Raw genomic sequence first — 18,839 nt, 5'->3', positions numbered from 1 at the left:
GTGCCCGTCACGGCCCGGCAACCGCGCCGCCCCGGCCCCGCAGCGCCCGTGCGGTAGCCTCGGGCGGGTGGACACCCAGCACAGCGAGCACCCGCACCGGGACCCCCGGCCCGACCGCGCCGACGACCCCGCCGCCCTGGCCCGCGAGGCCGCCGAGGCGCTGCGCCGGGCCACCGGCGTGGACACCCACGAGCTGGCCCTGACCCTCGGCTCCGGCTGGGGGCGGGCCGCGGACCTGATCGGCGAGACGGTGGCCGAGGTCCCCGCCGCCGAGATCCCCGGGTTCAGCCCGCCGGCCCTCGAGGGCCACGTCGGCACCCTGCGCTCGATCCGCACGCCCGGCGGCGCCCACGCGCTCGTGATCGGGGCGCGCACCCACTACTACGAGGGCCGCGGCGTGCGCGCGGTCGTGCACGGGGTGCGCACCGCGGCCGCCGCCGGGGCCCGCACCATGGTGCTCACCAACGGCTGCGGCGGGCTGGACCCGGCGTGGGGCCCGGGCACCCCGGTGCTGATCTCCGACCACCTCAACCTCACCGGCCGCTCCCCGCTGGAGGGTGCGACCTTCGTGGATCTCACCGACCTCTACTCCCCGCGCCTGCGCGCGCTGGCCCGCCGGATCGACCCGTCCCTGGACGAGGGCGTCTACGCCCAGTTCCCCGGCCCCCACTACGAGACCCCCGCCGAGGTCCGCATGGCCGGGATCCTCGGCGCGGACCTCGTGGGGATGTCCACCGCCCTGGAGGCGATCGCGGCCCGGCACGCCGGGATGGAGGTGCTCGGGCTCTCGCTGGTGACCAACCAGGCCGCCGGCATCTCCCCCGCCGCGCTCTCCCACGAGGAGGTCCTCGAGGCCGGCCGGGCGGCCGGCCCCCGGATCTCGGCGCTGCTGGCCCGGATCGTCGCCGCGCTCTGAGCCCGCCCGCGCCGCACCCGACGAGCACCCCGCCAGGAGGACCCGCCATGACCGACGCCCCCCGCACCGGCGAGGACCTGCTCGCCGCCGCCCGCTCCTGGGCCGCCGAGGACCCGGACCCCGCCACCCGCGCCGAGCTCGAGGAGCTGACGGACCGCGCCGGGGACGGGGACGCCGCCGCCCGGGCCGAGCTCGCCGACCGCTTCGCCGGCACCCTGGCCTTCGGCACGGCCGGGCTGCGCGCGGCCCTGGGCGCCGGGCCGATGCGGATGAACCGGGTCGTCGTGCTCCGGGCCGCGGCCGGGCTCGCCGGGCACGTCCTCGCCCGGACCCGCGGCTCCGGCGCGGGCCCGGAGCGCCCGCCGCGGGCCGTGGTCGGCTACGACGCCCGGCACAACTCCGCGGTCTTCGCCCGGGACACCGCCGCGGTGCTCACCGCCGCGGGGATCGAGACCCTGCTCCTTCCCGCGCCCCTGCCCACCCCCGTGCTGGCCTGGGCCGTGCGCGCCCACGACGCCGAGGCCGGCGTGATGGTCACCGCGAGCCACAACCCCCCGGCGGACAACGGCTACAAGGTCTACCTCGGGGGGCGGACCGTCGAGCCCGCCGCCCGCGGCTGCCAGATCGTCGCCCCGCACGACCGCGAGATCGCCGCGCGGATCGACGGCGTGGGGCCGGTCGCCTCGATCCCGCGCGCCGAGCGCGGCTGGACCGTGCTGCCGGCCGACACCGCCCGGCGCTACCTCGAGGCCGTCCTGCCCGCGGTCGCCCCCGCCGCGCCGGCCGCGCCGCGCCGCCTGCGGATCGTGCACACCGCCCTGCACGGGGTCGGCGGGGCGACGACGACGGAGGCGCTGCACCGGGCCGGGTTCCCCGACGTCCACCCCGTCGCCGCCCAGGCCGAGCCGGACCCGGACTTCCCCACGGTCGCCTTCCCCAACCCCGAGGAGCCCGGGGCGCTGGACCTGGCCCTCGCCGAGGCCCGCCGGGTCGGGGCCGATCTCGTGCTGGCCAACGACCCCGACGCCGACCGCGTGGCGGTGGCCGTGCCGGTGCGCCCCGCCGGGCCGGACGCGCCGTCGGGACCCGGAGCCGCCGGGGCCCCCGCCCCGGCGGCCTCCCCGGGCGCGGCCGGAGGGCCGGACCGGTCCGGCGACGCCGCGGCGCCCGGGTCCCCCGGGGGCGCGTGGCGGGTGCTGCGCGGCGACGAGGTCGGCGCGCTGCTGGGCGCCGCCGCCGCGCGGGCGGCCGCCGGCCGGGGCGAGGACGCGGTGCTGGCCTGCTCGATCGTCTCCTCGCGCCTGCTCGGCCGGATCGCCGCGGCGGCCGGGCTGGGCCACCGCGAGACGCTCACCGGCTTCAAGTGGATCGCCCGCGTGCCCGGGCTCGTCTACGGCTACGAGGAGGCCCTGGGCTACTGCGTCTCGCCGGAGGTCGTGCGGGACAAGGACGGGATCGGCGCGGCGGTGGCGGTGGCCGTGCTCGCCGACGAGCTGCGCGGGCAGGGCCGCGTCCTCCAGGACGTGCTGGACGACCTCGCGCTCGCCCACGGCCTGCACGCGACCGACCAGCTCAGCGTCCGCGTGGCCGACCTGACCCGCATCCCCGCCATGCTCGCGGCCCTGCGCGAGGACCCGCCGGTCGCGCTGGCCGGCTCGGCGGTCGCGCGGACCGAGGACCTCGCCGACCCCGCGACCGGGCTGCCGCCCACCGAGGGGCTGCGGCTGCTCACCGAGGACGGCACGCGGGTGGTCGTGCGCCCCTCGGGCACCGAGCCGAAGCTCAAGTGCTACCTCGAGGTCGTCCTGCCCGTGGACGAGCGGGCGCAGCTGCCCGCCGCCCGCACCGCGGCCGCGCGGCGGCTGGCCGCGGTGCGCGCCGAGCTGGGCACCGCGCTGGGCCTGTAGGACACCGCCCGCCGGGACGGACCCGCGGTTCCCCCGCGGCACCGGCGCGGCGGGCGGGAGGGCGCCGCCGCGCCCGTCGTCGTCGCTCGCCTCGGTGACCGGCCGGCGACGGGGGCGGTGTGCCCGCCGGCGCTCAGGTCCCGTCGCCGCGCGCCGCGGCGGGCCCGCGGCCGAGCACGGCGCGGCCCGCGGCGCGCGAGGCCGTCGCGACCGCCCGCTCGAGCGGTCCCTGGCCGAGCAGGCGCCGCCACAGCAGGGCGAGGACCAGGGCCGTGGCGATCTGGGCCCAGAACCAGGCCACCGGGGCGCCGGTGTGCAGGCGCTGGGCCATGAACACCAGGTGCGCGGTGTAGAGCGTGAAGGTCATGGCCCCGGCCGCGGTGAGCGGGCGCAGGACGGCGGCCGGGGCGGGCGCGCGGGTCAGCAGCAGGAACAGGCCCAGGGCCGCGACGGCGGTGCCGAGGCTGAGCGCGATGGCGAAGGGCGTGTTGGTGTGCGGGCCCGGGACGGTGAGCCACCACAGGGTCGTGGTCGGCAGCTCCGGGTCCGGGCCGTAGACGATGACCTCGTCGATCCGGTCGGTCCCGTACTGCGGGGTGGCCGCGGCGATGGCGTCGTAGCCGCCGAGGGGCCCGAGGGCCAGGGCGGAGGCGCCCCATCCGAGCACGGCCAGCCCGGCCCCGGAGAGCATCAGGCGCACCTGCACCTCGACCTCGCGCAGGTCCATCCGCCCGATCGCGAGGCCCGTGAGCAGGAAGGCCAGCCAGGGCAGCGCGGGGTACGTGCCGGTGAGCAGCAGCTGCGGGAGCACGGCCTCGGGGTGGGCGGCGAGGGTGCGCAGGCTGGGGTTGCCGTGCACGTCGGGCGGCAGGACGTCGAGGGCGAGCTGCATGAGGAAGGGCGTGAGCAGCATCGCGGCGGCCGCGGCCGTGAGCAGGTGGCGGATGCGCAGGCCCAGGAAGGGCAGGGCCAGCAGGAACAGGGTCGCGTAGTACGGGAGGATGTTGGCCACAGGGAGGGGCAGCAGGCTCAGCGACAGGCCCACGAGCCCGAGCAGCAGGGCGCGCACGGCGGTGGCGCACCGGGCGGCCGTCAGCGCCCGGCCGGTGCGCGGTGCCGGGCCGCCCGAGCCGAAGGCGAGACCGACGCCGGCGAGCAGGGCGAACAGGGCCGAGGCGTGGCCGCTGAACAGGGACCAGGACAGCGTGGCGCGCTGGGCCTCGGCGTCGTAGACGGGCAGGGTGTGCACGGCGACCATGCCCACGAGCGCGAGACCGCGCGCGGCGTCGACGCCGACGAGGCGCTTGCCCCGGCGTGCCCGGGACCGGTCGCGGGGTTCGCCCGGGCGGGCCGGCGCGCTCCCCTGCGCTGCGGTGTGCGGTGCTTCGTGCTGGGCCATGTGCGGTGCCATGGTCATCGAGGTCCCCCTGCGGTTCGACGCCGTCGGTTGGCCCCCGCCCGTGCGGGCAGGACGCGACGGATCGGCGCATCGGCTGGGGGGCGGCAACCACACTACAGGGGACAGCCGTAACAGGTCACGAAAAGATCACGATTCCGTGATCAATCTCATGCATCTGAATGGTGGGTGAAATCCCAGGTCAGCGCCGCTTCCGGGCCTTCTCGCCCCCTTCGGAGCGGGTCCCGCCGTCCTCGTGGATCACGAGCACGGGGCAGTGCGCGTGCGACACACAGGCGGCGCTCACGGAGCCGAGCAGGAGTCCGCGGAAGCCGCCGTGGCCGCGCCGGCCCACCACGAGCATGGCCGCGTCCTCGCTCTCCTCCACGAGGACCCGGGACGGGTGGCCGAAGACGACGGAGGTCGTGAGCCCCTCCGGGAGGTCGTCGCCGAACGCCTCCCGCACCGCCGCCTCGGCCCGCTTGCGGGTGATCTCGTCGAAGTTGTCGCTGCCGATCGGCACGTAGCCCGCGTACTCGGGCGGGTACTCCCACGCCCCGACCGCCCGGATCCGCGCACCCAGGACGGGTGCCATCCGCGCCGCCCAGCGCAGGGCCTCGACGGAGCCCTCGGACCCGTCGACCCCCACCACGATGCTCGCCGCTGCCTCGTTCGCCATGGTCCGGACCTCCCGCGCTCGTTTCCTGCCGGTCGTGTGCGATCAGTATCACAGCCGGGGCGGCGGGCGGCCAGGCCCCCCTTCGGGCGCCACGGCTCCACCCGTGGGCACACCCGGGCGTTCCCGTCCGGAAATTGTGGGGGCAAAACCTCCTCCGGTGTTGCGTGCGTCACATTTCCCCGCTGTAGTTGGGGAATGCAGATCGCGCACACACTCCCCATGACCACCGTCACCGAGGAGGTGGGCTGGCTCGCCGCGGTGGACGAGGCCGTCAACTCGGCCTTCGCCCCCGTCACCGAGGTCTTCTCCAGCATCGTCTTCTTCCCGATCACCATCGGCGACCTGAGCTTCCCCGCCGTCGTGGCCTGGCTGATCGCCGCCGGCGTCGTCTTCACCGTCTACTTCGGCTTCATCCAGTTCCGCGGGCTGAAGGTCGGCTACGAAGTGGTCCGCGGTCGCTTCTCCGCCAAGGACGACCCCGGCGAGGTCCCCCACTTCCAGGCGCTCACCTCCGCCCTGTCGGGCACCGTGGGGCTGGGCAACATCGCCGGCGTCGGCGCCGCCATGGCCCTCGGCGGGCCTGGGGCCACGTTCTGGATGATCTGCGCCGGGCTGCTCGGCATGGCCACGAAGTTCGCCGAGTGCACCCTCGGCGTGAAGTACCGCGACGTCCACGAGGACGGCACGGTCAGCGGCGGGCCCTTCAAGTACCTTCCCATCGCCTTCGGCCGCTTCGGCCGGTGGCCCGCCAAGATCCTCACGGGCATCTTCGCGGTGGCCATCCTGTTCTTCGGCTCCGCCGGCGGCAACATGTTCCAGGCCAACCAGACCTTCGCCCAGGTGCAGAACGTCACCGGCGGAGCGGACGGTTTCCTGGGCAGCGCCACGGCGGCCTTCGTGTTCGGCCTGGTCCTCGCGGCCCTCGTGGGCGCGGTGATCATCGGCGGGATCCGCTCGATCGGGGCGACGACCAGCCGGCTCGTGCCGGCCATGGGCGTCGTCTACGTCACCGCCTGCCTCGTGGTCATCCTCGTCAACCTCGACCACGTCCCGGCGGCGTTCGCCTCGATCGTGGACGGCGCCTTCTCGCCCGAGGGCGTGGCCGGCGGCGTCATCGGCGTGATGATCGTCGGGTTCCAGCGCGCGGCGTTCTCCAACGAGGCCGGCCTCGGCTCGGCCCCCATCGCCCACTCCGCGGTGAAGACCCGCCGGCCCGTCAGCGAGGGCTTCGTGGCGCTGTTCGAGCCGTTCGTGGACACCGTGGTCATCTGCACGATGACCGCCCTGACCATCATCATCGCCGGCGCCCCCAGCTTCGGGGCGGGCATGGCCCAGGTCCAGGCCGGGGAGGGCACCCCCGACGGCGTCATCCTCACCTCCGACGCCTTCGCCACCGTCATCCCGTGGTTCCCGGTGATCCTCGCGATCGCCGTGGTCCTGTTCGCGTTCTCGACCCTGGTCACCTGGTTCTACTACGGGCTCAAGGCCTGGGAGTACCTCTTCGGCCGCTCCCGCACCAGCGGGATGGTCTTCCGGATCGTCTACCTCTTCTTCACCGTCGCCGGCTGCGTGCTGACCTTCAGCGAGGTCATCGCGTTCTCGGACGCGGCACTGTTCGTCTGCGCCTTCGTCAACCTGCTCGGCGTCTACCTGCTGCTGCCCGTGATCAAGCGGGAGATGAAGGAGTACCTCGCCGACCGCCGCAGCGGGAAGCTCTACCGCCTCGGCGTCGAGCCCGAGGAAGCCGCCGCCGGCCGGCCGTCCTGACCGGATCCGGGCCGGCGGTCTCCGCCCCGCCGGCCCGGTCCCCTGCCCGCCGGCCAGCGGGCCCGATCCCGGCACTGCCGTCTCCGGTCGTCCGGCCACAGGCCATCCGCCACCGGCAACCCTGCGGCAAGGCCCCGGCGACGCCGAGTCGCCGGGGCCTTCCCGCGTCCGGGTCCGGGGCTAGAGCTCGCCGTCGAGGACGTCCTCGAGGATCCCGGCGTAGGGCAGGCCGAAGTGGTCGATGCCGCGGCGCACCTCCAGGCTGGTGTCCTCGAAGCCGATCCAGCGGGTGTACCAGCGGTAGCCGTCGCGCGCCGCCGACAGGGCGTCGAACGTCGCGGCCGGGTCGGAGCCGTCGTCGAGACGGCCCACGTCCCAGTGCAGCCGCAGGTCCTCGAGCTGCGCCGCCGTGGGCTCCGTGGCGGGATCGGAGTTCGGGCGCTGTCCGCCGCCCATCATCACGGCCCCGCCGCCGGGGAGCAGGTCGGCGTGGTCGGCCAGCAGCTCCTGGCTGATGAACTGGGCCCCGCCGGAGTAGCCGGTGAACCACGTCCGCTCCGGGTCGAGGGGGTAGTCGGCGCGCAGGCGCTGCTCGACCAGGGCGCGGAACCACTCGCCGTTGCGCCCGCGCTCCTCCCACCACGTGACCTCGGGGTCGTCGTGGTCGGGGGTCTGCAGGACCACGAGCAGCATGTTGCGCTCGCGGGCGACCTCGGCCATGCAGGAGACGGCGTACTCGGGGTGGTCGTACTCGAAGCCGCCGTCGCCGTGGAAGTGGTAGACCACCCCGACCGGCCGCTCCGGGTCCACGCCGTCGGCGAGCACGTGGTAGCCGCTGGCGATCCCCTCGTGCTCGAACTCCAGCCCGAAGCGGTCGCGCCACTGCTCGCCGGGGCCGAACAGGTCGACCCCGAACAGCCCGCCGCTGTGCGGGGCGTCCGGGCCGCGCACCGGCGCCTCGACCCCCTCCAGGCCCCAGGTCCCGCACGCGACGGTCTCGGCGGCCCCGTCGTCGTCCGCCCCGGGCGTCCCGCCGGGACGGCCCACGAGCAGGGCCACGGCGGTCAGGACGAGCAGGAGCAGCACGAGCCCGAGGGCGGTGGCCGCCAGACGGCGGGGGGCCGCGCGCAGGCGCCGGCCGGGGCGGGAGCGCGGCGGGCGCTGCGCGGGAGGGGTGTCGGCTCTCACGCGCCCATCCTAGTGAGCGGCGGCCCCGTTCCCGGGCGGCAGGCCGACCAGGACGCGCCCGTCGGCCACGCGCACCGGGTGCACCGGCAGCACCGGGCCCGGGCCGCTCAGGCACCGGCCGTCGGCCAGGTCGTAGACCTCCTTGTGCAGCGGGGAGGCCACGGTCACGGCCCCGCCGCGGGAGCCGAGGATGCCGCGGGCGAGCACGCACACCCCCGTGCGGGGGTCGCGGTGGTCGGCGGCGAGCACGGTCGTGGCGTCGAGCCGCCACAGCGCAACCTGGCGGCCGCCCACCCGGGCGGCCTCCCCCCACAGGGGCTCGAGGTCCGCGAGGGCGCACACGTCGTACCAGGAGCGCTCGGCCGCGGGCGGACGCGCGGGACCGGACGCGGGTCCGGTCGTGGTCCCGCGGCCGGGCGCGGTGGCGGGTCCGGTCGTGGTCCCGCGGCCGTGCGCGGTGGCGGGTCCGGTCGTGGTCCCGCGGCCGGGCGCGGTGGCGGGTCCGGTCGTGGTCCCGCGGCCGTGCGCGGTGGCGGGTCCGGTCGTGGTCCCGCGGCCGTGCGCGGTGGCGGGTCCGGGTGCGGTGGCGTGTCCGGGCGCGGTGGCGTGTCCGGGCGCGGTGGCGGGGCCGGGGTGGGTCAGCGTCACGGGATCCTCCTGCGGGTCGGGGCGTCGGACCCGACGCTAGGCGCGGCGGGTTTCGCCCGTGCGCCGCGCCCGTTGCTCCCGCGTTCCGGTCCGCTCACGGCCGCCGTCCCCGGCCGTGAGCGGACCGCAAAACCGCCGGAACCACCGGGCAACGGCGGGGCAATCCCGGGCTCCTACGGTCGGGGGGAGCACCCAGCCCGCCCGTCCCGGAGGTCCCCGTGAGCCGCTCCCCCTTCTCCGCCCGCAGCCCGCAGCACGTCGTCGTCGTGGGCGGTGGCCCCGCCGCCCACCGCTTCGCGGAAGCGGCCCTGGCCGCCGAGGACCACCACGTGCGCCTGACCGTGCTCGCCGACGAGCCGTGGGTGCCCTACGACCGCGTGCAGCTCTCGGCGGCGCTGACCGGGCCCGCGGGGTCCGTGGACCTCACCCTCGGCGGGGGCACCGTGTGGGCGGACCCGCGCGTGGACCTGCGCCTGGGCACCCGCGCCGAGGCCCTGGACCCGGCCGCCCGCACGGTCACGACCGCCGCCGGCGAGGTGCTGGGCTACGACGAGCTCGTGCTCGCGACCGGTTCCGCCGCCGCCCGCCTCGACGTCCCCGGCGCCCAGCACGCGTTCGTCCTCCGCACCCTCGACGACGTCGCGGCGATCCGCGCCGAGGTCGGGCGGCTGCGCGCCCTGCACGGGCGGACCCCGCGCGGGGCCGTGATCGGCGGCGGGCTGCTCGGTCTCGAGGCCGCCGGCGGGCTGCAGGAGCTCGGTGCCGCGGCCACCGTGGTGCACTCCCGCCGCTGGCTGATGAACGCCCAGCTCGACGAGGGCGCCGGTCGGGCCCTCAACGCGCTGATCTCCGCGCGCGGGGTGGACCTGCGCCTGGGCCAGCGGCCCGCCGGGATCGGGCTGCGCCGGTCCGACGGCGAGGTGTGCGCCGTCGAGTTCCGCGACGGCCCCGACCTCGAGGCGGACCTGGTGATCGTGGCCACCGGCATCCGGGCCCGGGACCGGCTGGCCTACAACGCCGGGATCGAGACCGCCCCGCGCGGCGGCGTGGTGATCGACGAGGCGTGCCGGACCTCCGCGGAGCACGTCTGGGCGATCGGCGAGGTCGCCTCCTGGAACGGGGAGTGCCTGGGCCTCGTGGCCCCGGCCAACGCCATGGCCGAGATCGTGGCCGACCGCCTCGCCGGCGGGCGCGCCGAGATCGGCGGCTTCGACACCGCCACAAAGCTCAAGCTCGCCGGGGTGGACGTCGCCTCCTTCGGCGACGCCTACGGGCAGACCGAGGACTGCCTCGAGGTCGTCTACGCGGACCCGGCCCGGGGGATGTACCAGAAGGTCGTGGTGACCCGGGACGCGAAGACCCTGCTCGGCGGGGTGTTCGTCGGGGACGCCGAGCCGTACAACGCGCTGCGCCCGCTGCTGGGCCGGGAGCTGCCCGGCGAGCCCGGCGCCTACCTCTCCGCCTCCGGCGTCGAGGCCCCGGCCGGCGACCTCCCCGACGACGCCGTCCTGTGCTCCTGCAACAACGTCACGACCGGGGCGGTGCGCGAGCAGATCGCCTGCGGGGTGCACGAGCTCGGCGAGCTCAAGGCCTGCTCCCGCGCCGGCACCCAGTGCGGTTCCTGTGTGCCGATGCTCAAGAAGGCCCTGGACCTGGAGCTCGCCAGGGCCGGGGTTGAGGTCTCCACCGCCCTGTGCGAGCACTTCGAGCTCTCCCGGCCCGAGCTCTTCGAGGCCGTGCGCGCCCTCGACCTCGGCTCCTGGGACGAGGTCCTCGCCCGCTTCGGCACGGGCCTGGGCTGCGACGTCTGCAAGCCCGTGGTCGCCTCCGTCCTGGCCTCCCAGCGCGACGAGTACGTGCTCGACGCCGGGCGCGGGGCCCTGCAGGACACCAACGACCGGGCGCTGGCGAACATGCAGAAGGACGGCACCTACTCCGTGGTCCCCCGTGTGCCGGCCGGGGAGATCACCCCGGAGAAGCTCATCGTCCTGGGCGAGGTCGCGCGGAGGTACGGGCTCTACACCAAGATCACCGGCGCCCTGCGCGTGGACCTGTTCGGCGCCCGTCTCGAGCAGCTGCCCGAGATCTGGCGCGAGCTCGTCGACGCCGGCTTCGAGTCCGGTCAGGCCTACGGCAAGGCGCTGCGCAACGTGAAGTCCTGCGTGGGCTCCACCTGGTGCCGGTACGGGGTGCAGGAGTCCACCGGGATGGCCGTGCGGCTGGAGCTGCGCTACCGGGGGCTGCGCTCGCCGCACAAGTTCAAGATGGGCGTCTCCGGGTGCGCCCGCGAGTGCGCCGAGGCCCGCGGCAAGGACGTCGGGATCATCTCCACCACCGACGGCTGGAACCTCTACACCGGCGGCAACGGCGGGGCCACCCCCGCCCACGCCCAGCTGCTCGCCCAGGGCCTCGACGACGAGACCCTGGTCCGGTACGTCGACCGCTACCTGATGTACTACATCCGCACCGCGGACCGCCTCCAGCGCACCGCCCGGTGGCAGGAGGAGCTGGACGGCGGCATCGAGCACGTGCGCGCCGTCGTCGTCGAGGACTCCCTGGGGATCGGCGCGGAGCTCGAGGAGGCGATGACCCGCCACGTCGAGCGCTACGAGGACGAGTGGGCCGCGACGCTGAAGGACCCCGAGCGGCTGCGCCGGTTCCGCTCCTTCGTCAACGACGCCGCCCCCGACGACTCCCAGGCCTACGTGCTCGAGCGCGGCCAGCGCCGCCCCGCCACCGCCGCCGAGCGCGAGCGCCCCGCGGTGCTCGTGGCCGGGCCGGTGCTGCCGGTGCGGGAGGGCGCCCGCCGCCCCGCCGAGGTGTGAGCCGCCGGACACGGCAGGGAAACACTGCCGACACAGGCCGTTCCTACGCTCGGAGCATGTCCTCCCCCCAGAGCCCCGGCGCCCCCCACGAGCCCGGCGAGCTGACCGGCTTCCGCGTGGGCGTCACCGCCCACCGCCGCGCCGCCGACTTCATCGCCGCCCTCGAGCGCCGCGGCGCCCAGGTGCTGCACGCCCCCGCGCTGCGGATCTCGCCCGTCGCGGAGGACACCCGCGTGGTCGAGGACACCCGGGCGCTGCTCGCCCACCGCCCCGAGGTGGTCGTGGTGACCACCGCCTACGGGCTGCGCCGCTGGTTCGAGGCCGCCGACGCCGCCGGGCTCGGCGAGGACCTGCGCGAGGCGTTCCGCCGGGCCCGCGTGCTCGCCCGCGGCGCCAAGGCCCGCGGGCAGGTGCTCTCCCTCGAGCTCGACGACGCCGAGGTCGCCGAGGACGAGCGGACCTCCTCCGTGGTGGACCGGCTGCTCGCCGAGGGCGTGGCCGGGCGGCGGGTCGCCGTGCAGCTGCACGGGCTCACCGACGCGCTGCAGCTGGAGCGGCTCGTGGCCGCCGGCGCCCGCGTGGACACGGTGGCCCCCTACCGGTGGCTGAGCGCCGACGACGGCGAGCGCCTGCCGGCCCTGATCCGCGAGGTCTGCGCGCGGCGGCTCGACGTGCTGACGTTCACGGCGGCACCGGCCGTCGACGCCCTGCTCAGCACCGCGCAGGAGCTGGGCCGGCTCGAGGAGCTCGTCGACGCGCTGCGCAGCGGGGTCGCCGCCGCGGCGGTCGGCCCGGTGTGCGCCGGGCCGCTGCGCGAGGCCGGGGTCGAGCCGGTCGTCCCGGAGCGCTACCGGCTCGGCGCCCTCGTCCGCTCGGTCTGCACCCACGTGGCCGAGGAGCGCACGCTGCGGGCCCCCACCCGCTACGGCCCGCTCGAGGTGCGCGGCACCGGCGCGGTGCTGGACGGGCGGTTCCTCGCCCTGCCCGACGGCCAGGTCGCCGTGCTGCGCGCCCTGGCCTGCGCCCCCGGCACCGTGGTCCCCCGCAGCACGCTGCTGGCCGGCGCCGAGAGCGGCCACGCGCTGGAGATGACCGTCTCGCGGCTGCGCCGGGCCCTGCCGGTCCCCCTGGTGGAGACGGTCATCAAGCGGGGCTACCGCCTGGCGGTCTGACCGGCCCCGCCGAGTCCCCACTCCCGCGCCGACTCCCTCACCCCGCAACACCTCCGCCGCCGAGTCCCCCACCCCGCAACACCCCTGCGCGCCGACTCCCCCACCCCGCAACACCCCTGCGCGCCGACTCCCCCACCCCGCAACACCCCTGCGCGCCGACTCCCCCACTCCGCAGCACCTCCCCCGGCGAGTCCCCTCGGAAGCGGCGACTCCCCCGTTGCCCGACAGGGGAGACAACGGCCCCGAGGGGACTCGACGAAGAGTTGGGGACTCGACGAGGGGTTGGGGACTCGCGGCGAACGGGGGCGGAGTGAGTCCGTGGCTACGAGCCGTCCGTGTCGCACGTGCGGCGGACCGGGCGCCCACACCCCAGTGCCCGTCGACTCCCCCATCCAGCAGCACCCCCGCCGCCGAGTCCCCTCGGAAGCGGCGACTCCCCCGTTGCCCGACGGGGGAAACGACGGCCCCGAGGGGACTCGGCGAGGGGCTGGGGACTTGGCGAAGAGCTGGGGACTCGGCGAGGGGTTGGGGACTTGGCGAAGAGCTGGGGACTCGGCGAGGGGTTGGGGACTCGCTGCGAGTTGGTGAGCGATCGGACGGAGAGCCGGTGCGCAGGGCGTGCGGGTCCGGGCGCCGCGGCGGGCCCGGACCCGGCAGACGGGGTCAGGCCGGCACGCGCGCCGCGTGCTCCTCCACCAGGCGGCGGACCCTGTCGGTGCAGCCGCCGCAGCCGGTCGAGGCGCGCGTGGTGCGGCGGACGGCGTCGAGGGAGTCGGCGCCGTCCTCGACCGCCCGGACGATGCAGGCGGCGCTGACCCCGGCGCACGAGCACACCGTGGCCTCGGGGCCGGGCGCGGCGGGGGCCGGGGCGTCGACGCCGTCGAGGCGCAGCAGCACCCCCGGGTCGGCGGGCACGGGGGTGCCGCGCTCGTGCAGCAGCCCGGCCTCGGCGGCGGCGCGGGGCAGCCCGAGCGCGACGTAGCCGGCGAGGGTCCGGTCGACGCGCAGCACGAGCTTGAGGTAGCTGCCGGCCCCGCCGTCGGCCCACTGCACGACCGACCCGCCGTCCGGGCGGGCCCGCCAGGGCTCGCCGGCCACCGTCCCGGCGCAGGCCAGCTCGACGGCGCGGGCCTTCAGCCGCACCGCCGGCTCCGGGCCCTGCACGAGCGGCTCGACCACGGCGGTGCCGCCCCCGGTGACGGCCTGCAGCTCGGCCCGGAAGCGTGCGGCGAGCCACTCCGCCTGCCGCCAGCCGGGACCGATCAGCCCGGAGGGACCGGCGCCGGCGCGGTCGGGGCACACCGTGCAGGAGGGGTCGCGGCACAGCACCTCGGCGCAGTCGCCGAGGGCGAAGACCCGCTGCTCGACGTCGGCCTGCAGCTCGTGGTCGACGAGCACCCCGCGGGCGGTGCGCAGCCCGGCGCCCTCGGCGAGCTCGGTGCGGGCGCGCACGCCGACCGACAGCAGCAGCAGCTCCCCCGGCAGGGTCCGGCCGTCCTCGAGGGAGAGGCCGGTGAAGGCCCCGGCGTCGTCGAGCAGGACCTCGCGGGCCTGGGCGGAGGAGACGACCTCGACGCCCGCTCCGGCCAGGGCGCGCTCGAGCAGGGCGCCGCCGGCGGCGTCGAGCGAGCGGGTCATCGGCCAGGGCCCGTGGTGGACCACGTGCACGGGGCAGCCGGCCTCGGCCGCGGCGAGCGCCGCCTCGAGGCCGAGCACCCCGCCGCCGAGCACGACCACGCGCCCGCGGCGGGCCACGACGGCGCGCACCGCAGCGGCGTCGGCGAGGTCGCGCAGCGCCGTGACGCCGGCGGGCAGGTGGGCGTAGGCGGCCGGGTCCGGGTTGAGCCCGCGCAGCACGGGCAGGTTGGGGCGGGCCCCGGTCGCCAGCACGAGCCGGTCCCAGGCGAGCTCGCGCTCCGCGCCCGCTCCGTCGCGCAGGCTCAGCACGCGTCGGGCGCGGTCGAGGCGCACCACGGTCGTCCCCAGCAGCACCTCCACGCCCGCCGCCGCCAGGGCGGACGGGTCCGAGAGCGCCATCGCGTCCCGCGCGGTGCGGCCCACGGCGTGCTCGCCGACGAGCACCCGGTTGTAGGCGGGCTCGGCCTCGGCCCCGACCACGGTGAGCCGCAGCGCGCCCTCGGCCACGAGGCCGGCGGCGTCCTCGACGAAGCGCGCGGCCACCGGCCCGTAGCCGACGACGACGACGTGCTCTCCCGCCCGCAGCGGTGCCGCCGCCGAGCGTGCTCCCCGGCGGGGGCGGGCCGCCGCGGCCGTCGGGGGGTGCACGGGGATCATCGGCGGGCCTCCTGGGCGTCGGGGACGAGGGCGACGCCGGCGACCGGACCCGTGGCCGCCGCGACGGGCGAGGGGTGCGCGGGGACCATGGGCGGTCCCTGCGGGGGCGGAGCCGGCACGGTGGACCGCGCACGGGGGCGGGGCGGCGTGCCGTGACGGGTCGGGGCAGTCATCGGCGGGCCTCCTGAGCGTCGGGGACGGGAGCGGGAACCGGCTCACCGGGGACGGCGCCGGCGGGCCCGCGGCGGGGAGAGCCGGCGGGGCGGGCGGCGTCGTCGTCGGGGGCGAGCGGGCGCAGGGTCACGGCGGTGGCCTTGAACTCGGGCATCGCCGAGGAGGGGTCCACGGCGGCGGCCCCGGTGAGCCGGTTGGCGCACTGGCCCCCGGCGAAGTGGAAGGGCAGGAAGACGGTGTCTGGCCGGACGTCGGTGCTCAGCTGCGCCCGGGCCACGGCGGTGCCGGCGGGGGCGGTCAGCTCGACCGGGGCGCCGTCGTCGATGCCGAGCCCGGCGGCGGTGGCGGGGTGGATCTGCAGGCGGGCCTCGGGGCGGTCCGACCGCAGCGAGGCCGTGCGACGGGTCTGGGTGCCGGACTGGTAGTGCTCGAGCCACCGGCCGGTGGTCAGGGTCAGCGTGCCCGGCCGGTGGAGGGCCGGGCGCCGGTGGGCGGGCGGGCCGGGGTCCGCGGCACGGCCGGCGGCGCGGGGGCGGACGGGCACGAGCACGGCGCGCCCGTCGTCGTGGCCGAAGCGGTCGAGGAGGACCCGCGGGGTGCCGGTGCCGCCGGCGGGGTGCGGCCAGTAGCAGGGCGCCCCGGAGTCCAGCAGCTCGTCGGTGATCCCGGAGTAGTCGGCGCGCCCGCCGGCGGAGGCCCGGCGCAGCTCGTCGCGCACCGCCGCCGGATCGGGGCTGAAGGTGCCGGGGGCGCCGAGCCGGCGGGCGAGCTCGGCCATGATCCACAGCTCGTCGCGGGCCCCCGGCGGCGGGTCCACGGCCCGGCGCCGGCGCAGCACCCGGCCCTCGAGGTTGGTCACGGTGCCCTCCTCCTCGGCCCACTGCAGCACGGGCAGCACGAGGTCGGCGTGCTCGGCGGTCTCGGAGCGGAAGAAGTCGGCGACCACGAGGAAGTCGAGGGCCCGCAGCCCCCGCTCGACGGCCCCGGCGTCCGGGGCGCCGACGACCGGGTTGGAGCCGTTGACCCACAGGCACCGCACCCCGCCCTCGGTGCCCAGCCCGCGCAGCAGCTCGACGGCCGGCACCCCGGGTCCGGGCAGGTCCTCCGGGGCCACGCCCCAGACCGCGGCGACGTGGGCGCGGGCGGCCGGGTCGGTGATCGAGCGGTAGCCGGGCAGCTGGTCGGCCTTCTGCCCGTGCTCGCGCCCGCCCTGGCCGTTGCCCTGCCCGGTGAGCGTCCCCCATCCGGAGCCGGTGCGGCCGGGCAGGCCCAGCAGCAGGGCGAGGTTGATCGCCGCCGTCGCGGTGTCCGTGCCGTCGACGTGCTGCTCGACCCCGCGGCCGGTGAGCACGTAGGTGCCCTCCCGGCGCCGGGCCAGCAGGTGCGCGGCCCGGCGCAGCCGCTCCGCCGGCACCCCGGTGACCTGCTCGACCCGCTCGGGCCACCACGCGGCGAGCCCGGGCAGCAGCGCCTCGAGGCCGCGGGTGCGGCGGGCCAGGTAGCCGCGGTCGGCCAGCCCGTCGTGGACGACCACGTGGGCCAGGCCCAGCAGCAGCACGAGGTCCGTGCCGGGCACCGGCTGCAGGTGCACGCCCCCGCCCTCCTCCGTCAGCCGCGCGGTCGCCGTGCGGCGGGGGTCGACGACGACGAGCCCGCCCTCCGCCCGCGCCCGCTCCAGGTGGCGCACGAACGGCGGCATCGTCTCGGCCGGGTTCGCCCCGAGCAGCAGCACGGTCCGGGCGTCGTCGAGGTCGGTGACCGGGAACGGCAGCCCCCGGTCCAGGCCCAGGGAGCGGTTGGCCGCGGCGGCCGCCGAGGACATGCAGAACCGGCCGTTGTAGTCGATCCGGGAGGTGCCCAGCGCGACCCGGGCGAACTTGCCCAGCTGGTAGGCCTTCTCGTTGGTCAGCGACCCGCCGCCGAAGACCCCGACGGCGTCGGGGCCGTGGGCCGCCCGCGCCGCCCGGAACTCGTGGGCCATCCGGTCCAGGGCCGTTGCCCACGGGACCTCCGCGAGCTCCCCGTCCGGGCCGCGCAGCAGCGGGGCGGTGAGCCGCTCCGGGTGGCCCAGCAGCTCGGCGGAGGTCCAGCCCTTCCGGCACAGCCCGCCGCGGTTGGTCGGGAAGTCGCGGCCGGCGACCCCGGGGGTTCCGGGACCGGCCGGGTCCAGCGTCATCGCGCACTGCAGGGCGCAGTAGGGACAGTGGGTCGCGGTGGGCACGAGGGGTCTCCTTCGCCGGGGCGTCGTCGTCGGTCGCGTCGGTGCGTGAGGGCTCAGACCCGGTGGGCGGCCATCGCGGAGCCCGGGCGCAGGTAGCAGGCCCAGGTCACCGCCAGCGCCAGCACGTAGAAGCCGACGAAGCCCAGGAACGCCGCCCCGTAGCCGCCGGTCGCCCCGCTGGAGAGGCTGAGCACCTGCGGGATCGCGAAGCCGCCGTAGGCGCCGACCGCCCCGATCAGCCCGAGCGCCGCCGAGGCCTTGCGCTCGGCCGTGACCCCGCCGGCTCCCCCGGCGCCGCGGACCCGGTAGATCGTCGGGATCATCCGGTAGGTGGTGCCGTTGCCCATGCCCGCGGCGGTGAACAGCAGCAGGAACAGGCCCAGGAACAGCCAGAAGCTCGCCAGCGGCAGGGTCAGCACCACGGCCAGGGCCAGCAGGGCCATGACCGCGAACACCGCCGTCGTCATCGCGGCCCCGCCGAAGCGGTCGGCCAGGCGCCCGCCCCACGGCCGGGCCACCGAGCCCACGAGCGGGCCCAGGAACGCGAGCGAGAGCGCCGCGGTGCCGACCGTGAACGTCGAGAACTCCGGGAAGACGTCCGTGATCAGCTTCGGGAACACGGAGGAGAAGCCGATGAAGGAGCCGAACGTGCCGATGTAGAGGAAGGACATCACCCAGAAGTGCGGCTCCTTCACCGTGGCCAGCGACCCGGCCACGTCCCCCGTGGCGTCCGAGAGGTTGTGCATGTGCGTGCGCGCGCCCCATGCGGCCAGCAGGATCAGCGGCACCCAGATCCAGCCCGCCAGCGGCAGGGCCAGCGCCCCGGCCGCGCCGACCGTGACCGCCAGCGGCACGACCAGCTGCGCCACGGCCGTGCCGAGGTTGCCGCCGGCCGCGTTGAGCCCCAGCGCATAGCCCTTCTCCCGCGCCGGGTAGAAGTAGGTGATGTTGGCCATCGAGGACGCGAAGTTGCCGCCGCCGAAGCCCGCCGTCCCCGCGAGCGCGAGCAGCACCCAGAACGGGGTCGCCGGGTCGGACACCGCGAGCGCCAGGCCCACGGTGGGGACCAGCAGCAGCAGCGCCGAGACGACCGTCCAGTTGCGCCCGCCGAAGCGGCCCACCGTGAAGGTGTAGGGCACCCGCAGCGTGGCGCCCACCAGGGACGGCAGCGAGAGCAGCCAGAAGATCTGCGCGTCGGTCAGGGTGAAGCCGGCGTCCGGCAGGAACACGACCGTGATCGCCCACAGCTGCCAGACCGCGAAGCCCAGGAACTCCGCGAGGATCGACCAGCGCAGGTTCGTCCGGGCGATCGGCCGGCCCGCGGACTCCCAGAACGCCGGGTCCTCCGGGCGGTAGCCGTCCAGCCACCGGCCGGGCCGCTCGCGCAGCGCCAGCGGCGGCAGGGTCCGGGCGGTCGTCCGGTTCGCCCCGGTTCCCCGGGGCTCGAGCGTGCCGGGATCGACGGCGGTGGCGGAGCGGGCGCCGGCCGCGGTGCCGGAGCGGGCGCCGGCCGCGGTGCCGGTGCTGTCGGCCGGGGCGGTGTCCGTGCCGGTGTCCGTGCCGGGGTGCGGGGTGCCGGGCGATGGTGCTGGGCTCACGGGGGCCTCCTGGGGCGAGGGTGCAGGTCGCCGGGCCCGGGGCCGCGGCGTGC

At 76.9% G+C, this 18,839-nt stretch carries 12 protein-coding genes; 5 read left to right on the top strand and 7 right to left on the bottom strand.

The features are described 5' to 3' along the window. Positions 1-67 precede the first annotated feature (67 nt). Both LQU92_RS07160 and LQU92_RS07155 read left to right on the top strand, forming a co-directional pair. Positions 68-916: a purine-nucleoside phosphorylase gene (locus LQU92_RS07160; protein WP_230779391.1), complete on the top strand. Its 849-nt coding sequence runs from the start codon at positions 68-70 to the stop codon at positions 914-916. Between the two features lie 47 nt (positions 917-963). Further along, positions 964-2,823 carry a phospho-sugar mutase gene (locus LQU92_RS07155; protein ID WP_230779388.1) on the top strand — a complete coding sequence of 620 codons (1,860 nt, stop codon included), beginning with the start codon at positions 964-966 and terminating at the stop codon, positions 2,821-2,823. A gap of 133 nt (positions 2,824-2,956) precedes the next feature. Here LQU92_RS07155 and LQU92_RS07150 read toward each other — a convergent pair whose 3' ends face one another. Both LQU92_RS07150 and LQU92_RS07145 read right to left on the bottom strand, forming a co-directional pair. Beyond that, positions 2,957-4,240, bottom strand: coding sequence for a heparan-alpha-glucosaminide N-acetyltransferase domain-containing protein (locus tag LQU92_RS07150; protein ID WP_230779385.1), 1,284 nt, complete (start codon positions 4,238-4,240; stop codon positions 2,957-2,959). Positions 4,241-4,421: 181 nt separating this feature from the next. Beyond that, positions 4,422-4,898, bottom strand: coding sequence for a universal stress protein (locus LQU92_RS07145; protein WP_230779382.1), 477 nt, complete (start codon positions 4,896-4,898; stop codon positions 4,422-4,424). A gap of 219 nt (positions 4,899-5,117) precedes the next feature. Between LQU92_RS07145 and LQU92_RS07140 the strand changes: the two genes are divergently transcribed. Further along, entirely contained in the window at positions 5,118-6,665 is a 1,548-nt protein-coding gene (locus tag LQU92_RS07140; RefSeq protein WP_230779379.1) for a sodium:alanine symporter family protein, read from the top strand. Between the two features lie 180 nt (positions 6,666-6,845). Here LQU92_RS07140 and LQU92_RS07135 read toward each other — a convergent pair whose 3' ends face one another. After that, entirely contained in the window at positions 6,846-7,853 is a 1,008-nt protein-coding gene (locus LQU92_RS07135) for a hypothetical protein (protein WP_230779376.1), read from the bottom strand. Positions 7,854-7,862: 9 nt separating this feature from the next. Then, the gene (gene nirD / locus LQU92_RS15275) at positions 7,863-8,501 is read right to left on the bottom strand and encodes a nitrite reductase small subunit NirD (RefSeq protein ID WP_308071599.1); all 639 of its coding nucleotides are present in this window, start codon (positions 8,499-8,501) and stop codon (positions 7,863-7,865) included. A gap of 218 nt (positions 8,502-8,719) precedes the next feature. Between nirD and nirB the strand changes: the two genes are divergently transcribed. Continuing rightward, a complete protein-coding gene (gene nirB, locus LQU92_RS07125) occupies positions 8,720-11,326 on the top strand; it encodes a nitrite reductase large subunit NirB (RefSeq protein WP_230779373.1) in 2,607 nt (868 codons plus the stop codon). Positions 11,327-11,382: 56 nt separating this feature from the next. Next, positions 11,383-12,498 (top strand): uroporphyrinogen-III synthase, encoded by a 1,116-nt coding sequence (locus LQU92_RS07120; RefSeq protein ID WP_230779370.1) that lies wholly within the window; start codon positions 11,383-11,385, stop codon positions 12,496-12,498. A 663-nt stretch (positions 12,499-13,161) separates the two neighbouring features. On the opposite strand, the gene LQU92_RS07115 is transcribed toward LQU92_RS07120, so the two are convergent. From LQU92_RS07115 to LQU92_RS07105, 3 genes are all read right to left on the bottom strand, one after another. Next, on the bottom strand, positions 13,162-14,793 hold the full coding sequence (locus LQU92_RS07115) for an FAD-dependent oxidoreductase (RefSeq protein WP_230779367.1): 1,632 nt from the start codon (positions 14,791-14,793) through the stop codon (positions 13,162-13,164). A gap of 169 nt (positions 14,794-14,962) precedes the next feature. Then, complete coding sequence (locus LQU92_RS07110) at positions 14,963-17,188, bottom strand: molybdopterin oxidoreductase family protein (RefSeq protein WP_308071598.1); 2,226 nt, start codon at positions 17,186-17,188, stop codon at positions 14,963-14,965. 53 nt (positions 17,189-17,241) lie between these two features. Next, positions 17,242-18,591: an MFS transporter gene (locus tag LQU92_RS07105; RefSeq protein WP_230779637.1), complete on the bottom strand. Its 1,350-nt coding sequence runs from the start codon at positions 18,589-18,591 to the stop codon at positions 17,242-17,244. Positions 18,592-18,839 lie beyond the last annotated feature (248 nt).

This window comes from Kocuria sp. LUK, from assembly GCF_021012935.1.
Classification (GTDB): Bacteria; Actinomycetota; Actinomycetes; order Actinomycetales; family Micrococcaceae; genus Kocuria; species Kocuria flava.
Note: the sequence above shows the minus strand (reverse complement) of the source record. Positions and strands in the feature narration are given on the sequence as shown.